A 19,952-nucleotide genomic window follows, 5' to 3' on the forward strand; every position below is an offset into this window, starting at 1 on the left:
CGGGGGAGGAAAAACGAGCGAGCGGCGAGAAAATCGGGCATCGACGCGGCGGGACGCGACTACTCGTCATCGCCGACGTTCGCTTCGACGACGTAGTTCTGGTACTTTTCGGGGTCGGGGAAGAACTTGGTGTGGTCGTCGTGGCGGAACGTTCCGTGAACCATGCCGTCCAAGGTCTGGACGTGGCTGAACATCTCCTCTTCTCTCACCGCGGTTTTCACGAGCGGCGGGGCGTGCATCATCTCGTATGTCCCCGCGATGAGAATCGCGGTTTGGGTGTCGGGGTCGAGGAACTGCGTGAGCATGAACACGCGCGATTCCATCTCCTTGCGGAAGACCTGATACTGCGGGAACGTACCCTCCTCGACCGCTTCGCGGAAGTCATCGGCGTAGTTGTCCGGGATGACGTAGACGAGACCGAATCGGTCGGTATCGCCCGCCTCAGGACCTTCCGGTGCGGTGTGACTGGCGGGAACTTTGACGACGTCCCACCCCTCGGATTCGAGGTCGTCGGCCATCATGTTCATGTCTTCGAGCGTCATTCCCCACGCGTCCTTCTCCGCGTCCGCGTTCGCCGCGATTCGCTCGGCATAGTTGCCTTCATCGTCGCCGGTTTCTGGCATACCGCGATGTCAGGTGCCGAAGCGGTAAAAACTGTTGTTACACGCCAACGCCGAACACGGCTTCCATGAGGAACGACGTGAGGAGGATGGCGACGCTGGCGAGGAACAGTTTCGCGCCGGGCGGGAACCGCTCCTCGGGGGGAATCGAATAGCGCGAAAGCGGCGGCAGTCGCTGCACGGCGGACTGAAATCGCGTCTCCTCGCGCGAACCGACGACTTCGCCGGTCTTCTCGTTGCGCTCGATTTCGATTTCGTCGCCGGATTTGTCCACGTTCCACGCTCGGGACGGACGCAACTGAAACGCGCCGTATCCGAACAGCACGAAGCCGACCAAGAACAGGAAGTATTTGATGCCGAGCAGGCCACCGCCGAGCGGGAAACTCACGACGCCCCCGATGGCGAACGCCACACCGGTCACTACGATGGCGTAGACGAGTGCGTCGAGCACCTGTCGTCCCCGTCGTGGAGACCGGTCCAGCGAATCCATTACCGCATCGTGTACGGCGTGAACTCGTCAGGCTCCTCGTAGTCGTCGAGGTGGCGGTGACAGTGGCTGAAGCGACCGGAGTCGCTCACCACGTTGTCGCCGGGCGAGTCCGAATCACAGACGCTTCCGAACACGTCGCGCAGGTACTCGCGAGCCTGCTGTTCGTCGTTGTTCTCGATGTAGCCCGATGCCTCGTCGATGTGCTGTTGGACGTTCCGCGGGATGGTGACGTCGGCGAACAGTTCCTGTTGAATTTCCCCGATGTCGGAGAATCGCGTCTCCATGCCGAGGAGCTCTTTCACTTGGTCCGTCACCGACCGGTCCGCGCGTGACCGTGCGCGGACGACTTCGCGGAAGATTTCGATGTTGAGCCAGAGTTCGTCGTCCACGTTTTGGAACTCCTCGGGTCGAATCTTCATCGGGCATCGCGTGCTGAACGGGCATCCCTTCGGCGGGTCGCGGGGACTCGGGGGCGTTCCCCGAAGCGTGACGCGTTCGCCGCGACTCGTCGGGTCGGGGTCCGGAATCGCCGAGAGGAGCGAAATCGTGTACGGGTTCTTCGGGTTCTCGAACAGTTCCTCCGCCGGTCCGAGTTCCATGATGTGACCGAGATACATCACCGCCACGCGGTCACAGATGTGCCGAACCACGGAGAGGTCGTGGGCGATGAACAGGTAGGTCAGGCCGAACTCGTCCTGCAAGTCTTCGAGCAGGTTGAGGATTTGGGCCTGCACGGACACGTCCAACGCCGAAACGGGTTCGTCCAGCACGATGAACTCGGGTTCGAGCGCGAGCGCGCGGGCGATGCCGATACGCTGGCGCTGCCCGCCGGAGAACTGGTGGGGGTATCGGTAGTAGTGTTCGGGCTGCAACCCGACCACGTCGAGGAGTTCTCGGACGTGCTGACGGCGCTCCCGTGGGGTCTTCCAGTCGTGAACGTCCAGCGGTTCGCGGATGATTTCACCGACCGTCATCCGGTCGTTGAGGCTGGATTCGGGGTCCTGAAAGACCATCTGGCTGTTGCGTCGCCAGTTCTTGAGGTCCTTGCCCGACAGTTCCGTAATGTCGGTGCCGTCGAACAGCACCTCGCCGGAAGTCGCCTGCTCCAACTGGATGAGCGTTCGGCCGAGCGTCGATTTCCCACAGCCGGATTCGCCGACGAGTCCGAGCGTCTCGCCGCGACTGATTTCGAGCGAAACACCGTCGACGGCCTTGACGGGGGTCGAATCGATGAGACCGCCGTCGCCGTAGTAGGTCTTCAGGTCGTTTATCTCGACGAGCGTCTCGCCTTCGGAGACGGAAGTGGATTTACTCTGTTGTACTTCGCTCATAGTTCCTCCTCAGTTTCGCTTTCGGCATTTCGATGCACGTCGATGGCTTCGGATTGCGATACGTCTTCGGGGTACAGCAGACACGCCGCCGTGTGGTCATCCGCCTCACCGTTGACTTCGACGGGGACCGGATGGACCTTGTCACACGAGTCGAACGCCTCGGAACACCGAGGGGCGAACCGGCAGTAGGTCGCCGGTTCGTTCGGCGTCGGAACGTCGCCCTCGATGGTGACGAGTCGGTCCGAGTCCGGGTTGTTCCCGGGAATGCTCCGAAGAAGTCCCTGCGTGTAGGGATGTCGTGGGTTTTCGAACAACTCCACGACGGGCGCACTCTCGACGATTTCGCCCGCGTACATCACGTTCACGCGGTCCGCGATTTCCGCGATGACGCCCATGTCGTGCGTGATGAACATGATGCCGAGGTCGCGTTCCTCCTGAAGTTCGTCGAGGAGTTCGAGGATTTGAGCCTGAATCGTCACGTCGAGCGCCGTCGTCGGTTCGTCACAGATGAGGAGTTCGGGGTCACAGGCGAGCGCCATGGCGATGACCGCGCGCTGACGCATCCCGCCCGAGAACTCGTGGGGGTATTCACGAATCCGCCGTCCCGCGTCCGGGATACCAACCGCTTCGAGCAGGTTGATGGCTTCCTTGGTCGCTTCCGTTCCCGTCAGTCCCTGATGGAGACGGAGCGACTCCTTGATCTGGTTTCCGACGGAGTACACGGGATTCAGACTCGTGAGGGGGTCCTGGAACACCATCGCGATGTCGCCGCCGCGAATCTGTCGGTACTCCTTTTCGCTCTTCGTCGTCAACTCCTCGCCCTTGAACCGGATGCTTCCGTCGAGGATGCGACCCGGCGAGTCGACGAGGCCCATGATGGAGCGTGCGGTGACGCTCTTTCCGGACCCGGATTCGCCGACGATACCGACCGTCTCTCCGGGCTTGATGTCGAACGAGACGCCATCACAGGCCCGGATGACTTCCTTGTCGGTGAAGAAGGCCGTCTGAAGGTTCTCGACGCTGAGAATCGGCTCCATGTCGGCCATCGAGGAGACGCGCTGGCGCGACGCCATTATGCGCCACCTCCGGTCGCGGCGACTTCGGCACCGGTGTCGTCGCCGGTTTCGCTCTGTGGGTCGACGGCGTCGCGGATGCCGTCACCGAGCGCGTTGAAGGCGGTGACGACGAACACGATGAGGATACCCGGAATGAGCGAGATGTGCCACGAGGGACCCGCCACGTACCCCTGTCCGAGGCTCACTGCACGTCCCCATTCGGGCGTAGGTTGGTTGATGCCGAGGCCGAGGAACGACAGTCCCGCTATCGCGATGATGATGCCGCCGAGGGTCATCGAGGAGTAGACGAGCAGATAGCCGAGGATGTACGGTGCCATGTGCTTTTTCATGGTCGTTATCGGACTCTGTCCGAAACTCTTCGCCGCGTCGATCCACTCCTGTTCCGCCACTTGGAACGCCGGACCGCGCACCGCACGCCAGAGGAACGGCCATCCCGTTCCGGCGAACAGCAACGCAAGTAAGAGCCCACCGTTGTAGACCCCCGCAATCCACGTGTCCTGGAAAACGGCCGAGAGCATGATGAGGAGCAGGAGGCGCGGGAGCGACATGAGCGAGTCACCGACGATGACGACGCTAAGGTCGACGAGCCCTTTGTAGTAGGCCGTCAGCAGCGCGAACGCCGTCGCGACGAGGCCGCTCACCGCGATGGCGGTGACGCCGATGAACAGCGAGACGCGAGCGCCATGCACCATGAATGTGTACAGGTCCTTCCCGTTCGGTAACGTACCGAACGGGTGCCATCGACCGTAGTCGTCGTAGGTCATCGGGCCGACGTTACTCGACCCTTCCGACGCCGAACCGAGGTTCGCATCACCGATGGTTATCTCCTCGACTTGGTTGGTGTCCTTGTCGAGGTAGTGCACGCTGTAGGAGTACGGGTTTTCGATGTTCCGCTCGATGGTCGTCGTCCCCAGTGACGGGGCGAAGATGGCCATCACGACGAACATGAAGATGACGACGAACCCGAACAGTCCCCACGAGTGGCGACGGAACCGGTTCACCATGTCGTCACGCGGGGTCCAGTCGGCGTACCGATAGTGCTGCCGGAAGGTGAGGTAGCCGCGCCATATCCAGTACAGGAAGGCGAGGGAGTAGGCATAGATGAGGACGGTACGAATCCCCCACACGATAGCCGGGGAGAGCCCGAGGAACGTCCCTTTCCAGCCACCTTGTGGCGACTGCCACCCGGTGTTGTCGAATATCTCCCTCGATAGGAGCGTCGGCAAGTTCGCCAGCGCGTCGCCGAGCGTGGCGAACGGTGCGGCGATGGGTTTGAGGAACGGCAGTTTGTCCATCAGCGATGCCCACGGAACCGCCATTATCATGCCGGACAGGGCACCGAACTCTATCGCGACGAGCAACAGGAATCCGGCGAGCCATAGCATGGCCGGTTGTGGGTTGTCCGCGATTCGTTCACGAAGCGGACGCTCTTCTCGAATGTTCGAATTGGAACTCATATCAGGCGCCTCCATCGTAACCGACCCGGGGGTCGATGAGGGTGTACAGGATGTCCTGTACGATGTTGATTATCACGACGAGCAGGATGAAGATGAACATCAGCGACCCGACGAGCGGCAGGTCGCCGTGAGTGATTGCCTCGAAGAACAGTTTCCCGAGGCCGCTGATGTCGAACACCGACTCGACGAGCACCGAACCGCCGATGAGCAGGAACGCTTCGCCCGTGATGATGGGAACGAGCGGGATGAGCGCGTTCCGGAAGATGTGTTTCCAGACGAGCGAACGCGGCGGGACACCCTTTGCGCGTGCGGTCTCGATGAAGTTCGAGTTCACCGTCTCCAACACGGCGGTCCGGCCGATACGCATCTCGTTCCCCATCGATGCGGAACCGAGGACGATGGCCGCCGGTGCGATTTTCTTGATAGCCGCCAGAAGTCCGTGTGGGTTCGTCAATTCCTGTGGGTCGTTGAACGGAACACCGATGACGGTGGTGTGGACGAGCCAGTTCTGCCAATCGAATCCGAACAGAACGTTTTCGGAGTCCGCAAGGACGGAGAGGAATATGACGGCCAACCAGAAGTTCGGCATCGCACGCCAGACGATACCGCCGAACGAAGCGAAGTAGTCGCTCCACGAGTTCGGGTTGAGTCCGGCGTAGAATCCGAGCGGGATACCGACGAAGACGGCGATGAGGACCGACCAAAAGCCCAACCAAATGGTTCGCGGGGCGTATTCGATGATGAGCGAAGTCGCCGTGCGGTCGGGGAACAGCACCCACGACTTGCCCAAGTTGAAGGTGAGCATGTTGGTCATGTAGTCGATGTACTGTGCCCACAACGGCTGGTTAAGGCCGAGTTGATTCTTGATCTGCTGGTATGCCTGCGGGTCTCCGGTCGGCCCGAGGATTGCTCCAACGGGGTCGATAGGACCCATACGGAGGACGATGAACGTTATCGTCATTCCGAATATCAGGATGGGAACGGACAGGAGCAGTCGACGACCAAAGTAGCGCCATCGACTCATGCCGTCCGGTTCACCTCCTGCTCAAGCGTAATCGTGTCGTGCGGTAGGTTGCACCCAATGGTAACCGCGTTCATGGCTGATACGGATACGTATTTTGCGTTCCTCTCATTATGTCTTGCGATAGCATTACCGCCATTTTCTGGACATAGACACCGCTAACGGGACGGAAAAAGAAATATGAACGACTGTCTGCCGTTATTTGTTCCGTTCGCTCAGCTTGACCTTATTGTACATCTGGCGACTGTAGCCAGCGCCACCGAACTTCGGCGCGTCGACCCATTCGAAGGCGAAGCGCTCGGAGAGACCGTGGTACATGTTGAGGAAGGTGACGTCCTCCCAGTTGGCCTCTTCCATCTTGACGTAGGCCTCTTGCCGGGCCTTCATCTCCTTGTCCGTCGGACCGCTGTTGTTCTGAATCGTCTCCCACGCCTTCGTCGCCTTCTTCGCGGCGGGCGTACCCGACCAGTTCGTGTACGACTGCGGCGAATCCTTCGACGTGTCGGTCAGCGGCGGGTAGAGCAGGCCGAGGAAGTTGTCCGGCTTGGGCCAGTCCATGATCCATCCGAGCGAGTAGGCTTCGAGCTTACCCTGACGACCCTGCTGCAGCAGCGTGGAGAACGCCGTCTTTTGAATCTCCATCTCGATGTGTGCCGACTGCAGCTGGTCGCGGAGGAGTCCGGCCAGTTTGGGCCACGTCGAAGAGGACTTGTAGACGGTGAAGGTGAAGCTGAACTTGTTGTTCTGGTCGTAGCCAGCGTCCTCCATCACCTTCTTCGCCTTTTCGAGGTTGGACTCGTTGTAGCTGTACGGGTACTTGCTCTCGGCGTGGCTCTTGTACTTCGGCGCACCGCCGGGGTAGATCATCGGGGGCGTGAGGTGGTATGCCGGTGCACCACGGCCCTTGAACACTTCCTCGACGATGGTTTCCTGGTTGGCCGCGTAGGCGACGGCCTGACGGACGGCCTTCGGAACCGCCGCTGTGTTGAAGCCCATGTAGTAGGTGTTGATGGTCGATACGCCGAGGTAGTCGAGCGTGTTGCCCTTGACGGGACCGTACTTACCGACCGTCCGACCGAGGTCGTCCGTACTCGTATCGCTGATATTGTCGGCGTTGTATTTGGACGTCGGGATGAAGTGGCTCCCGTAACCCATGTCCGCGTTCTGGCTCACGGCACCGTAGTTGTACATCGCCTCGGAGTTCGAGGAGATCTTCCAGTGGACCGCGTCGACCTTCGCGACGTCACCGTGGTAGTTGTCGTACTTCTCGACTTCGGCGGAAACGTTCGTCTGCCAGTTCTTGAACTTGAACGGTCCGGCACCGATGGGGTTCTTCGTTGCGAACTTGGTCTGTTTCATCTCGCCGTCGTAGCCTTCGATGTCGCCGACGATGCCTTCGGGGACTGCCGCGAAGGACGTGTAGGCGAGCATCTCGAGCGTGGCGTGGAACGGCTTCTCGAGCGTCATCTCGAGGGTGTAGTCGTCCTTCGCCTTGAGTGCGAGCGAGTTCGCCTTTGCGACGGTCAGTTCGTGTTCGCCGTCGTCGTCCGTGTACGTCTTCGTCGTCGTTTCGTGTTTGACGCCGATAGAGCTCAGAATGAAGTACTGCCGACGGGAGTTCTTCGATTCGGCGAGACGCCGCCAGGAGTAAACGACGTCTTTCGCCGTGACTTCCTTGTCGTTGTGGAACTTGACGCCCTCTTTGAGGTGGAAAGTGTATGTCTTCTGGTCGTCGGAAACTTCGTGCCCTTTAGCGAGCTGTTTCTCGACGGCAATCTCCCCGTTCGGATAGTTCATGAGGGAGTCGAAAATCTGCTGAATGATGGTGCCGGACGCGGTGTCTGCCGCTTTCACCGGGTCCAACGTGGTCACCGTCGAGTTCATGAGTTGCAGCGTGTTTCCACCGCTGCTACCGTTACCGTCGCCGTTGCCGTCGCCGTTGCCGTTGCCGTTGCCGTCGCCATTACCGTTACCGTTGTCGTCGCCACCGGTACATCCGGCGAGCGCGACAGCCGATGCCGCACCTCCAGTTGCTTGTAGGAACCGCCGACGGGTCAGGTTGTCAGTATCTGTCATCCACCCTCGGATTGTGTATCATACCGGATAAACTTACCGTTTAGTATTGGCATCGTTACGGTCTTAAGCACGTGGTTTATTGCAGTTCGTAGCCGATTCGGGTATTATGTTGAAGAAATATTTTTCTCAATGGTTGGAAAGAATATAAAATGTGAAAAGGTGACACGTTGGCAAAACTGAACGGGAAACGTGGTGTTATTTTCATGAAATACATCGTTGTCGGCTATTTTACCTGATCTTTCAAGAAGGTCGTATCTCCGGCTAGACCGGCTGTCGGCGTTTCGGTGGCCTTATATCCCTTGGTACACACTCTCAAAGTATGACGCCGGATACGGCAGCAATGTCGGTGTCGCTTGCAAACGACTCCGAGGTCATGGCCTCGGTGGACGATGACGGGCAGACGGAACGGCTCGTCATCGCAGACGTGTCCCGAGACGACGCGTGGATTTGCATGCGAGTAACGGACACTGCCGCACTCTCGAACTGGCGATAGTCCCCCTCGAAACCACTTCGACCCCGAACAGCCCTCTCACCACGGTTTCACTTTTCACCTCACGACGAGCGGTCGCGAGAAACGGTAGATGATTTGACTGGAACGGACACCGTACTCAGGGAACGGTTGCTGGAACGAACGGCGTATTCGGGAAAGGGACCCATACTGGCGCGCCAAGCAGAAACCCGACGGGCGATACTGAACCTTTTTTTCCCCGGACGCTGTCTCTTGCAGACATGGACTATCGGGAGGTCGCCGGGGAACGGGAGTTCGTTGCCCGACTCGGACACGGAGCGGACTGGCGTGGAGAGATCGAAACATTAGCCGACGACGAGGGTGTCGATGCCGCGTGGTTCATCGCGATGGGCGCGGTACAGGACGCCGAAGTTTGGTTCTACGACCAAGACGAAACGGAGTACCGCGAGGTTCGGTTCGACGAACCGCTCGAAGTCGCCTCGTGTGTCGGCAACATCGCGCTCCTCGACGGCGAGCGGTTCGCGCACACTCACGCCGTTCTCTCCCGACGGTCGGGGCAGTCGCTCGCCGGGCATCTCGACTCCGCGACGGTGTTTGCCGGAGAGTTGTACATGCGGACGTTCGAAGAACCACTCGTCCGGGAACACGACGACTCGACCGACTTGGACCTCTGGCTCTGACATGCGCGACGAAGATCGGCAGTATTTCGAGCGACTGGAGTCGCGGTTGGACGAAGCCTTCGACGTGGCGGAGGCGGCAAAAGAGCGCAGCAGCGACCCGCAACCCGAAGTCGAGATTCCGGTCGCACAGGACATGGCAGACCGGGTGGAGAACATCCTCGGTATCGAGAACGTCGCGGAACGCGTCCGCGAACTCGAAGGCGAAATGTCCCGCGAGGAGGCCGCCCTCGAACTTGCGAAGGACTTCGCGGACGGCAACGTCGGGGATTACGAGACCCGTGCCGGGAAAATCGAGGGGGCAGTTCGCACCGCGGTTGCGCTGTTGACGGAGGGTGTCGTCGCCGCGCCTATCGAGGGAATCGACCGCGTGGAACTCCTCGAAAACGACGACGGCACGGAGTTCGTCAACGTCTACTACGCCGGACCGATTCGTTCGGCGGGCGGGACGGCACAGGCGCTTTCGGTCCTCGTCGCGGACTACACGCGAGCGCTCATCGGACTGGGCGAGTACAAGGCGCGTGACGACGAAATCGAGCGCTACGCTGAGGAGATAAACCTCTACGACTCCGAAACCGGCCTCCAGTACTCCCCGAAGGACAAGGAGTCGAAGTTCATCGCCAAGAACATGCCCGTCATGCTGGACGGGGAGGCGACGGGCGACGAGGAGGTGTCCGGGTTCCGTGATTTGGACCGCGTGGACACCAACAGCGCCCGTGGCGGTATGTGTCTCGTTCTGGCGGAAGGTATCGCGCTCAAAGCGCCGAAGATTCAGCGATACACCCGGGATTTAGACGAAGTCGACTGGCCGTGGTTGCAGGACCTCATCGACGGCACCATCGGAAAGAACGACGGAGAATCGGAGGAAGACGAGAAGGAAGCGGACGACGCCAGCGACGGCGAGGAGGAAGATGGGGAAAACGGAGAGGAAGGAGAAACCGACGAACTACACGGACCGCCTCGCGTCGGCGAGGCGACGAAGTTCCTCCGCGACCTTATCGCTGGACGTCCCGTGTTCACCCACCCGTCCCGTCCCGGCGGGTTCCGACTTCGCTACGGGCGGGCGCGAAACCACGGCTTCGCGACGGCGGGTGTGCAGCCCGCGACGATGCACCTTGTGGACGACTTCCTCGCGACGGGAACCCAAATCAAAACCGAACGCCCCGGAAAGGCGGGCGGCGTTATCCCCGTCGATACCATCGAGGGACCGACCGTCCGGCTGGCGAACGGCGACGTGCGTCGCATCGACGACACCGACGAGGCGCTCGAAATCCGAAACGGCGTCGAGGAGATACTCGACCTCGGCGAATACCTCGTCAACTACGGCGAGTTCGTGGAGAACAACCATCCGCTCCCGCCCGCGTCCTACGTGTTCGAGTGGTGGGTACAGGACTTCGAACACGCCGGTGCCGACGTACAGGCGATGCGCGACGACCCGCACATCGCCCTCAAAGACCCTCGCGCCGAGGAGGCGATAGAGTGGGCGACGGAGTACGACGCACCGCTTCATCCGAAGTTCACCCACCTCTGGCACGACATCTCCGTGTCGGAGTTCGAGGCAGTAGTGGATGCTGTCGAAGCGGGTGACGTTCGAGACGGGCGACTCGTGCTTTCGAACACCGACACGGTTCGGACGGCGCTCGAACACCTGCTCATCGAACACAGACAGGGCGAAGTGTTGGAGATACCCGAATGGAAAGCGCTCGTTCGGTCGCTCGGATTCGACGCCGACCTCACGCGCACGTGGGACACGCTATCACAGGAAGCACGCGAGTGGGGCGAGAACGAACCCGGAGACAACGCCGTGAAAGCGGTCAACGAAGTCGCGCCGTTCTCGGTTCGAGAGCGCGCACCGACGCGAATCGGGAACCGAATGGGGCGGCCCGAGAAGTCCGAGAAGCGTGAGATGAGTCCCGCGGTCCACACCCTCTTTCCACTCGGCGAAGCAGGTGGCGACCAGCGCGACGTGGCGAAAGCCGCCTCCCACACCGAGGGAATGTCCGGAAAGCGCGGCCAAATCGAAGTGCGGATCGGTCGCCGGGAGTGTGAAGACTGTGGCACCGAGACGTTCAAATGCCGGTGCCCGGAGTGCGGCGGTAACAGTTATCCGGTGTTCCGCTGCCCCGACTGTGAAACGCGCGTCGAACCGGACCAAGCGGGACGGGCCGAGTGCCCCCGCTGTGAAGTCCCGGCGACGAGCGTCGAGTGGCAGACGATAGAGATGAACGACGAGTTCCGCGGGGCGCTCGAATCGGTCGGCGAGCGTCCGAACGTCTTCGATACGCTCAAAGGCGTCAAGGGACTCACTTCGGCGCACAAGACGCCCGAACCCATCGAGAAGGGTGTTCTCCGCGCGAAACACGACGTCAGCGCGTTCAAGGACGGCACGATTCGCTACGACATGACCGACCTCCCCGTCACGTCCGTCAGACCGTCCGAATTAGACGTGGAACCGGGGCAACTCCGCGCGCTCGGCTACGACGAGGACATCCACGGCGAACCGCTCCAACACGACGACCAACTCGTCGAACTCCGCGTGCAGGACATCGTTCTCTCGGACGGCGCGGCCACTCACCTCCTCAAAACCGCCGACTTCGTGGACGAGTTGCTCGACGATTACTACGGTCTCGAACCGTTCTACGACATGGACGAGCGCGACGACTTGGTCGGCGAACTCGTCTTCGGGATGGCACCCCACACCTCCGCCGCCGTCGTCGGTCGGGTCATCGGCTTTACCAGCGCGGCAGTGGGGTACGCACACCCGTACTTTCATGCGGCGAAGCGGAGGAATTGCGACGGCGACGAGGACTGCGTGATGCTCCTCATGGACGGTCTGCTCAACTTCTCGAAGGAGTTCCTGCCGGACAAGCGCGGGGGGCAGATGGACGCGCCGCTGGTGATGTCCTCGCGCATCGACCCCTCGGAAATCGACGACGAAGCACACAACATGGACATCGTGGACCGGTATCCACGCGAGTTCTACGAGGCGACGCTGGAGATGGCCGACCCGGAGGACGTGGACATCACCATCGCGGAGGAGTATCTGGGAACCGACCGCGAATACACCGGCTTTCGACACACCCACGACACCTCGAACATCGCGCTCGGGCCGGACCTCTCGGCGTACAAGACGCTCGGGTCGATGATGGACAAGATGAACGCCCAGTTGGAACTGGCCCGGAAGACCCGCGCCGTGGACCAGACCGACGTGGCGGAGCGCGTCATCGAGGGGCATTTCCTGCCGGACCTCATCGGGAACCTGCGTGCCTTTTCGCGGCAGGAAACCCGCTGTCTGGACTGCGGCGTGAAGTACCGCCGGATGCCGCTCTCGGGTGACTGCCGGGAGTGTGGCGGCCGGGTGAACCTGACCGTTCACCAAGGCTCGGTGAACAAGTACATGGACACCGCGATTCAGGTCGCCGACGAGTACGACTGCCGCGAGTACACGAAACAACGGCTTCGGATTCTGGAACGCTCGTTGGAGAGCGTGTTTGAAAATGATAAAAACAAGCAGTCCGGAATCGCGGACTTCATGTGACTCACTGGAACCGGCGAATCGTAGTTGGTTTGCATGGGTCCACGAGTACAGACGTCACATGACCGCACCGCCACCGCGCCGCATCAACCACACCCTCCCCAACCGACTCCTTCGCATCCGCTCAGTCGTCCCTCACACGACTTCACCGAGGCGACGTGGCTGAGAGAGGCCACGTCGCCTCGCCAGCGCGCGCCACCCGAAAAGTTGGGGACGCGGAAACGACATTCCTAACTCGCTCGCGCCTGTCCTGACCTCGAATATCGGGATTCGGCGATGGCGAAGATGAGCGTGCTGGTCAGGCCGAGGAGAGTTCCCGCGGTGAGCATTCCGGCGAGGAACTGGAGCGAGGCGCGACTGAGGAAGTAGGCGCTGACGGCGTAGAGCACGCCGCCGATGGCGAGGACGTAGAACGGCGCGTTCAGGTAGCGCCATTCGAACTCGTCGGCGAGGTATTCGTCGGTGATTTGCCCGAGGCTGGACGTGATTCCGGCCGCCGAGAACCACACGACAGCACCGTAGATGAGCGCCGCGAGGACGCGGAGTGCGCCCAGACTCCGGCCGTCGTTCTGTACGCGAACGGCCTCGAGGGTTTCGATGCCGCTGACGCCGCCGATGACGAGGAGCGCGGCGGCGACGACGTAGGTGATGAGCGTCACGCGACCGGAGTAGAGGCTCCGTCGGGTCTTCTCCGCGAGACGGTCGACCAGGCGTTCGAGGCCGAGGCCGCGAAAGAGGATGTACAGTCCGAGGAGCCCCGAGATGCCGCCGAAGACGGCGCTGCCGGGCATCCCGATCCGGTCTGCGCCGAGCGCGAGCGGATAGATGAGCAACAGGATACCCAACGGGACGAGAATCGTGCCGCGGGTTTCGGGGTCGTCCAATACCTGTTTGATGGTGTAGTACATCGATTCCAAGTCCTGTGCCTGTCGGACGACGACCCGGCGGACGCCATCGACGGGGATGCGGGAGCGGATGACCGGAATGACGCTCTCGTCCTGTGCCCCGTCCGTGACGATGACGGTGGTAATCTCCTCGCTGGTACTGAGACTGGCGAGGACGGTGTCCACCTCCTCGCCGACTTCACGGTTGGCACTGATGTCGCCCCCCTCGTTTCCGGTGACGATGGCGACTTCGACGCTCTCGTCGGCGCGGATTCGGTCGTAGAGGTGGACCCCTTCGAACATGACGTTGACGTCGCTGTCCTCGGGGTCTGCGGTGGCGAGCGCGACGGCGGCAGTTTCGACCTCATCCCGTCCGACGACCGGCGTGTCGAATCGGGTTTTTCGACCGAGGTCGTCGTCGAGGTCCACACACAACACCAACAGCATTGCCGAGTGGTACGCGACGGATGGTTAATTGCTTTCGGGAGCGGCCGGTACTGGTGTCGTCCGACGGGAAGGAGGGGGAACCACCGACATTCAGAAGGGACGAACAGTGTGGATGACAGAAACGGCCGGGACAGTCGAATGAACGGTCTAAACGGTGGGTTTGACGTTGTACGGTCGACATTAGCCCGCGAATAATAATACCCTCATACGGGAGTCTTCGACCAATGACTGGAACGCCGACACGCCGCCGTCTTCTCCGTGCGGTCGGGGTAGCAGCGACGGCGGCACTGGCAGGATGTTCGTCTAGCGGCGACGACGAGACGTCGAGCGCCGAAACGACCGGCGGTACGCGGACGACCGGAACCGCCGACGGGTCGACGAGTACAGGTACCGGGACCGACGTGGCGACCGAAACGATGGACACGGGGACGGAAACGTCCACTGAGGAGACAACTACGACGGAGGGGACGACGACCGAAACCCCACCACCGGAAGGCGGTGGCGACGTCGAGTTTTCGACCGAGAGCGGGGCCGTGGTTCGGGGCACGCTTCTGGGCGATGGCGAGTGTGGACTCGTCTTCGCTCACGACGCTGGCTTCGACAGGAAAAGCTGGCTCCCGATGGCGAAGCGGTTCGCAGAGAACGGGAACACCTGCCTCACCATCGACGTGAAACTGAAGGGTAACACCGCGTCGGAGTACGTACTCGCCGCGATTCGCTACCTGCGTGAGCGGGTCGGCGTGGAACACGTCCTCGTCGTCGGTGCCGGTGCGGGAGCGAACGCGGTCATCGAGGCGAACGCACAGGCGGATTCGGGAACGGTGGACGGGACGTTTGCACTCTCGCCGGAGGGGGACGAGGACATCGCCGCCGAGATGCAGGGATGGAAACTGTTCGTCGTGAGCCAAGGCGATGACGAGGAGTACATTCGGACGGCGAACCGGATGGAACAGGCCGCCGAGAATCCCGCACGCCTCGAACAGGTGAGCGGAAGCGAACACGGACAGGCCGTGGTCGAATCGAACCCGGAAGAGACGTGGTCGATAATGAACAGCCTCCTACGGACGGTCTGCGGGTGAGCGGAGCGATTCGCACGCTTTTTGAGGCTCCACGGGTAAAACGGTACAACGAATGATTTCCAAGGGCTGTGAACAGTGTGCCGAAGGCGGGAAGATGGTGCTCTTCGTCTACGGCTATTGCGACCAGCGCGACTGTTTTTACTGCCCCCTCGGCGAGAACCGGAAGAACGTCACCGACGTGTACGCCAACGAACGACTCGTCGAGGACGACGAGGACGTGATTACGGAGGCAAATCGCATGAACGCGCTCGGCACGTCCATCACGGGTGGCGAACCCCAAGAGGCGATGAACAAGACCTGTCGGTACCTCTCGCTCCTCAAGGAGGAGTTCGGCGAGGACCATCACACACACCTCTACACCGGAATCACGGGCGGGCGGGAGAACATGCGCCGACTGTCGGAGGCCGGATTGGACGAAATACGCTTCCACCCACCGTACGAACAGTGGGGCGACCTGCACGGAACCGAGTGGGAGGACATCCTCTACATCGCCCGTGAGGAGGGACTCACCCCCGCGTTCGAGATACCGGGCATCCGCGCCGAAGAGGAGTTCCTCGACTTCTTGGACGAGGGCGCGGCGGACTTCTGCAACATCAACGAGTTCGAGATGTCACAGGGGAACTACCGCCGGATGCAGGCCGAAGGGTTCGAACTTCAGGAGGGACACATGTCGGCCGTCGACGGGTCGAAGGAGGATATCCTCGACGTGATGGGCGACCATCCGCGGACGTACTTCTGTACCTCGGTGTTCAAGGACGCCGCTCAACACCGCAACCGACTGAAGCGGATGGCCCGCCAGATTCGCCGCGAGTTCGACGACGTGACCGACGACGGCACCTTGATTTACGGGAAGACGTGGGCCGAAGAAGGGCAGTTCGCCGACCTTGGCGTCCCTGAGGAGTTCTACACCGTCAAATCCGACCACATCGAAGTCGCGTGGTGGTTGCTCGAAGAGATGATAGAGGAAGGAGACGTGGAGAAGGGCGAAATCGTCGAACAGTATCCGACCTACGACGGGCAAGTCGTTGAGCGGACGCCGTTGGCGTGAGTTTGCCGCGAACGAACAGCGTGAGTGAGCGGGTAGTTTTTGGTGTTTCCGTGAGCGAAGCGAACGGATGGCTCGTCAGAGCGATGCCCTGACGGTGCAGATTTTTGCGAGGAGCGGTTCGCGAGCGATGCGAACGAACCCGACGAAGTAAAAAGGTGCACGCGGCAAGTCGTCGAACGGACGCCGTTGGCGTGAATTGACCGCGAGCGAGGCGGAGAGCGCCTCTCGGTTACAGTTCTTTTTCCAGTATCGGTGCGTCGTAGGGGCGGTTATCAAGTCGCTGTACGCCGATTCGTTCGTATCCACACCGGCGATACCAGTCTTCGAGGAACGGGTGGTCCGAGAGCGTTCGAAGGCGAACCGTTCCCCATCCTTCCGACTTCACGTGTTCTTCTACCGCTTCGAGCAGCGCTCTTCCGATTCCTCGTTCCTGCCAGGCAGGGCTGACCGCGAGGCGGCCGATTTCGGGGAGATCCCAATCAGAACGGGGAATCGTCTGGACAGCGCCGGCGAATTTCCCGTCGTGAGTGGCGACGAACACCGTTCGGTCGTGAATCCACCGTGTCACAGTCCCCTCGTCGCAATCGGCGACACTAGATGGGAATCCGATTTCCTCGTTCTCCTCGTACGAGCGGCGATACAGTTCGACTAACGACGATGCGTCTTCCACCCTCGCGTTCCGAATGACCGGGTTCACAACCACTCTACTGGGGCGTACACTCATTAAATCGGTCGGCGACCCAACCGCGGAGACCAGCAACACCACCGACAAACCTCCGGAAAATCTTTGATTTCCGGGGCGAGGAACCCCCGACGAAGCGACGAAGACGAGCAAAGGCGAGTCTTCGGATGTGACGGGAGCGGGGCGACGTAGGCTTTTGATCAACCTTTTGCCAGGGAGTAAGACCGAGGGCGAGCGCGAATCGCGCTCGCCCTCGGTTCACGACCGCAGCAAAAGGTTGCGGAAGTGTTTAGGCGCGCGCCGCTATAGCCTGAAGCATGCCGGACTGTCCACTCGCCGACGACTGCCCCAGTTTCGAAGAACGAATCAGCGGGATGGGGTGTCATCACTACGGCGACCGCGGCGGCGCGGAATGGTGCAATCACTACAACCAACCCATCCGCGAGTTGAAGACCGCCCCGGTCCAGCCAGGCCAGGAAGTCATCGTGGAAATCGACGATATCCACGAAAGCGGTTCCGGCGTCGGTCGGACGGAGGAGGGATTCATCGTTCTCGTGGACGGCATCCTTCCCGACGCTCGTGCCAAGGTGAAGATAACGAACGTGAAGGGCAACCACGCGCTCGCCGACCCCGTGGAGCGGTTGCCAATGGAACCGGACGAGGCGGAAGACGAGACGCCGAGCGAAGGCGGCAAAGGGAACGCCGACCGACGGTCGAAGCGCCGTGAACGGGAACGCCTCGGAAGTCGGGACAACTTCTGGGGCGGATAAACCGACGAGTGGACAGTCATTTGCGGGTGGGGGGCGTACGCCGAGTCGTGTCGGAGGGAACGAATGAGTGAGCAACCGGACGCGGACGAGATTCTCCGACGGGCGGGGTTCGACGCGGAGACGAGTGTTTTGACCCGACGACAAGCGGAGGTACTCGCGCTCCGCGAACGTGATACCGCGCAGGCGGCCATCGCGGAGCGGTTGGGAACGTCGCGGGCGAACGTTTCGAGTATCGAAGCCAGCGCTCGGGAGAACATCAGGAAGGCACACGAGACGGTGGCGTTCGCGGAAGCGCTTCGCGCGCCGGTTCGGGTGGAAGTCGAACCGGAGAGCGACCTCTACGACGTCCCGTCGCGGGTGTACGAAGCGTGTGACGAGGAGGGGGTAAAGGTGAACCATGCGGCACCGGAGCTGATGAAACGAATCAGCGACGAGGCCGGCGGGGCGGTGAAGGGGCGGACGGTTCGAACCGCCCTGCTCATCGGCGTGACACGGGACGGTGAGGTGACGGTCAGACGACTGACTCCCGAGGAGTTTTAGCGGTTCGCACGGATTCGAACGTATGAACCTCGAAATAGAGGGTGACACGGCACTGATAACGGCGAGTTCGAGCGGCCTCGGCTTGGCGAGCGCGAAGGCATTGGCACGGGAGGGAGCCAACGTCGTCATCTGCGCACGGAACGAGGAAAGATTGGCGAGCGCCGAGGCGGAAATCGCCGAACTCGACGGCGGGGACGTACTCGCGGTTCCGACGGACATCACCGACCCGGACGAAATAGAGGCGCTGATCGATCTGACCGTCGAGGAGTTCGGCGGACTCGACCACCTCGTCACGTCGGCGGGTGGACCGCCCAGCGGGCCGTTTCTCGACACCACAGAGCGCGATTGGTACGCCGCCTACGACCTGCTGGTGATGAGCGCGGTGTGGTTGACGAAACAGGCGTACCCGTATCTCGCGGACAGCGATACCGGAACGGTGGTGAACATCACCTCGACGAGCGTTCGGGAGGCCATCGACGGACTCGTCCTTTCGAACGCGGTTCGGCGGGCCGTCATCGGATTGATGCAGACGCAGGCCCGCGAGTTCGCGCCGGACGTTCGAGTCAACGCGGTGCTTCCCGGCGCGCACGAGACGCCACGGATTCAGGAACTCGTGGAGGCCGCCCTCGAACGCGGCGAGTACGACACCTACGAGGAGGGCTTGGCGGACTGGGCGAGCGACATCCCGATGGGACGGGTGGGCGACCCGATGGAACTCGGGGACACCGTGGCGTTCCTGTCGAGCGAGCGCGCCAGTTTCGTAAACGGTGCCGCGCTTCCCATCGACGGGGGAAGACTGCGAAGCTGATGATGGGCGAAACGCAAACGGCGGAACCGGCGACCGTCCTCTCGTGGAGCGGCGGCAAGGACGCCGCCTACGCGTTGTTCGAACTGGGCGAGGTGACGGAACTCCTCACCTCGGTCGGGGAGAACGGCCGAAGTAGCATGCACGGCGTGCGCCGGGAGTTGTACGACGCACAAGCCGAGGCGCTGGGGATACCGATTCGGTACGTCGAACTCCCAATGGAGTGCTCGAACGAGGAGTACGAGTCCCGAATGGCCGCCGTGATGGCCGAGTACGAAACACGTGGGATCGAGCGAGTCGCCTTCGCGGACCTCTTTCTCGAAGACATCCGAGCGTACCGGAAAGAGCAACTCGCGGGGACGGATATCGAGGGCTGTTGGCCGGTCTGGAACCCCGACACTGACGGGCAGATTCGTTCGTATCTCGACGCCGGGTTCCGCGCGACGGTCGTGACCGTCGATGGGGCGAAACTGGACGCCTCGTTTGCGGGTCGAGAACTGGACGAATCGTTCCTCGCCGACGTTCCCGACGGGGTCGACCCCTGCGGCGAAAACGGCGAGTTTCACACGTTCGTCTGGGACGGGCCGACCTTCGACTCACCGATTTCGGTCGAAATCGGAGAAACGGTGACGAAGGAGGTGGGCGACGGCGAGTACCACTACTGCGATCTGTACTAGGACTCTATTTCCTGTGCGATCTCCTTCGCTTCGTCGCGGGCTTTCTCCTCTCCTGCCTGCTTTTTGATGAGGACGCTCTGGATTTCCCAGTCGTCGCTGCCGCTTCGCTTGCCGGTCCGAACCTCCGAACCCTCCGAGATGTCCTGTGCGGCGTTTGCGGCCCAATCGGGCGTTCGAATCGTGTCGAACACGTCCGGGTCGCGGAATCGGACGTGGATGTATTCGTCCGCGGTTTCGACCGACTTGACGGATGGTGTGTCAGCCATAG

The 19,952-nt window shown here is 61.4% G+C and carries 19 protein-coding genes; 9 read left to right on the forward strand and 10 right to left on the reverse strand.

Annotation, left to right across the window (positions count from 1 at the left end; all coding sequences use genetic code 11):
- Nucleotides 1–59: 59 nt before the first annotated feature.
- The 7 genes from AC1XDK_RS04880 to AC1XDK_RS04910 form a co-directional block, all read right to left on the reverse strand.
- Nucleotides 60–623 carry a DUF7529 family protein gene (locus tag AC1XDK_RS04880; RefSeq protein WP_483348641.1) on the reverse strand — a complete coding sequence of 188 codons (564 nt, stop codon included), beginning with the start codon at nucleotides 621–623 and terminating at the stop codon, nucleotides 60–62.
- Between the two features lie 37 nt (nucleotides 624–660).
- A complete protein-coding gene (locus tag AC1XDK_RS04885) occupies nucleotides 661–1,110 on the reverse strand; it encodes a DUF7555 family protein (RefSeq protein WP_483348642.1) in 450 nt (149 codons plus the stop codon).
- A complete protein-coding gene (locus AC1XDK_RS04890) occupies nucleotides 1,110–2,441 on the reverse strand; it encodes an ABC transporter ATP-binding protein (RefSeq protein WP_483348643.1) in 1,332 nt (443 codons plus the stop codon). Before AC1XDK_RS04890 ends, AC1XDK_RS04885 begins: the two co-directional genes overlap by 1 nt.
- A complete protein-coding gene (locus AC1XDK_RS04895; protein ID WP_483348644.1) occupies nucleotides 2,438–3,514 on the reverse strand; it encodes an ABC transporter ATP-binding protein in 1,077 nt (358 codons plus the stop codon). Before AC1XDK_RS04895 ends, AC1XDK_RS04890 begins: the two co-directional genes overlap by 4 nt.
- On the reverse strand, nucleotides 3,514–4,989 hold the full coding sequence (locus AC1XDK_RS04900; RefSeq protein ID WP_483348646.1) for an ABC transporter permease: 1,476 nt from the start codon (nucleotides 4,987–4,989) through the stop codon (nucleotides 3,514–3,516). The genes AC1XDK_RS04895 and AC1XDK_RS04900 overlap by 1 nt, the downstream gene beginning before the upstream one ends.
- Nucleotides 4,976–5,998: an ABC transporter permease gene (locus tag AC1XDK_RS04905; protein WP_483348648.1), complete on the reverse strand. Its 1,023-nt coding sequence runs from the start codon at nucleotides 5,996–5,998 to the stop codon at nucleotides 4,976–4,978. Before AC1XDK_RS04905 ends, AC1XDK_RS04900 begins: the two co-directional genes overlap by 14 nt.
- 195 nt (nucleotides 5,999–6,193) lie before the next feature.
- A complete protein-coding gene (locus AC1XDK_RS04910; RefSeq protein ID WP_483348649.1) occupies nucleotides 6,194–8,071 on the reverse strand; it encodes an ABC transporter substrate-binding protein in 1,878 nt (625 codons plus the stop codon).
- Between the two features lie 319 nt (nucleotides 8,072–8,390).
- Here AC1XDK_RS04910 and AC1XDK_RS04915 point away from each other — a divergent pair, with 319 nt between their 5' ends.
- From AC1XDK_RS04915 to AC1XDK_RS04925, 3 genes are all read left to right on the forward strand, one after another.
- Complete coding sequence (locus tag AC1XDK_RS04915; RefSeq protein ID WP_231185983.1) at nucleotides 8,391–8,564, forward strand: DUF7556 family protein; 174 nt, start codon at nucleotides 8,391–8,393, stop codon at nucleotides 8,562–8,564.
- A gap of 236 nt (nucleotides 8,565–8,800) precedes the next feature.
- The gene (locus tag AC1XDK_RS04920; RefSeq protein WP_483348650.1) at nucleotides 8,801–9,220 is read left to right on the forward strand and encodes a PPC domain-containing DNA-binding protein; all 420 of its coding nucleotides are present in this window, start codon (nucleotides 8,801–8,803) and stop codon (nucleotides 9,218–9,220) included.
- Between the two features lies 1 nt (nucleotide 9,221).
- Nucleotides 9,222–12,755, forward strand: a complete 3,534-nt coding sequence (locus AC1XDK_RS04925) for a DNA polymerase II large subunit (protein WP_483348651.1) — start codon at nucleotides 9,222–9,224, stop codon at nucleotides 12,753–12,755.
- 227 nt (nucleotides 12,756–12,982) lie between these two features.
- Here AC1XDK_RS04925 and AC1XDK_RS04930 read toward each other — a convergent pair whose 3' ends face one another.
- A complete protein-coding gene (locus AC1XDK_RS04930; RefSeq protein WP_483348652.1) occupies nucleotides 12,983–14,083 on the reverse strand; it encodes a DUF373 family protein in 1,101 nt (366 codons plus the stop codon).
- A gap of 224 nt (nucleotides 14,084–14,307) precedes the next feature.
- Between AC1XDK_RS04930 and AC1XDK_RS04935 the strand changes: the two genes are divergently transcribed.
- Both AC1XDK_RS04935 and AC1XDK_RS04940 read left to right on the forward strand, forming a co-directional pair.
- Nucleotides 14,308–15,162: an alpha/beta hydrolase family protein gene (locus AC1XDK_RS04935; protein ID WP_483348653.1), complete on the forward strand. Its 855-nt coding sequence runs from the start codon at nucleotides 14,308–14,310 to the stop codon at nucleotides 15,160–15,162.
- 52 nt (nucleotides 15,163–15,214) lie between these two features.
- Nucleotides 15,215–16,210 (forward strand): radical SAM protein, encoded by a 996-nt coding sequence (locus AC1XDK_RS04940; RefSeq protein WP_483348654.1) that lies wholly within the window; start codon nucleotides 15,215–15,217, stop codon nucleotides 16,208–16,210.
- A gap of 229 nt (nucleotides 16,211–16,439) precedes the next feature.
- Here AC1XDK_RS04940 and AC1XDK_RS04945 read toward each other — a convergent pair whose 3' ends face one another.
- Nucleotides 16,440–16,880 carry a GNAT family N-acetyltransferase gene (locus tag AC1XDK_RS04945; RefSeq protein ID WP_483348655.1) on the reverse strand — a complete coding sequence of 147 codons (441 nt, stop codon included), beginning with the start codon at nucleotides 16,878–16,880 and terminating at the stop codon, nucleotides 16,440–16,442.
- Nucleotides 16,881–17,209: 329 nt separating this feature from the next.
- Between AC1XDK_RS04945 and AC1XDK_RS04950 the strand changes: the two genes are divergently transcribed.
- Genes AC1XDK_RS04950 through AC1XDK_RS04965 form a run of 4 tightly spaced genes read left to right on the forward strand, consistent with a single transcriptional unit; the run spans nucleotide 17,210 to nucleotide 19,684 of the window.
- Nucleotides 17,210–17,662, forward strand: a complete 453-nt coding sequence (locus AC1XDK_RS04950) for a TRAM domain-containing protein (protein WP_483348656.1) — start codon at nucleotides 17,210–17,212, stop codon at nucleotides 17,660–17,662.
- Between the two features lie 18 nt (nucleotides 17,663–17,680).
- Nucleotides 17,681–18,202 (forward strand): Tfx family DNA-binding protein, encoded by a 522-nt coding sequence (locus AC1XDK_RS04955; protein ID WP_483348917.1) that lies wholly within the window; start codon nucleotides 17,681–17,683, stop codon nucleotides 18,200–18,202.
- 22 nt (nucleotides 18,203–18,224) lie between these two features.
- The gene (locus AC1XDK_RS04960) at nucleotides 18,225–19,010 is read left to right on the forward strand and encodes an SDR family oxidoreductase (protein WP_483348657.1); all 786 of its coding nucleotides are present in this window, start codon (nucleotides 18,225–18,227) and stop codon (nucleotides 19,008–19,010) included.
- Nucleotides 19,010–19,684, forward strand: a complete 675-nt coding sequence (locus tag AC1XDK_RS04965) for a Dph6-related ATP pyrophosphatase (protein ID WP_483348658.1) — start codon at nucleotides 19,010–19,012, stop codon at nucleotides 19,682–19,684. The genes AC1XDK_RS04960 and AC1XDK_RS04965 overlap by 1 nt, the downstream gene beginning before the upstream one ends.
- Here the strand turns inward: AC1XDK_RS04965 and AC1XDK_RS04970 are convergent.
- On the reverse strand, nucleotides 19,681–19,950 hold the full coding sequence (locus AC1XDK_RS04970) for a hypothetical protein (protein WP_483348659.1): 270 nt from the start codon (nucleotides 19,948–19,950) through the stop codon (nucleotides 19,681–19,683). The two genes, AC1XDK_RS04965 and AC1XDK_RS04970, sit on opposite strands and share 4 nt — an antisense overlap.
- Nucleotides 19,951–19,952 lie beyond the last annotated feature (2 nt).

Source organism: Haladaptatus sp. HS23 (assembly GCF_056892285.1).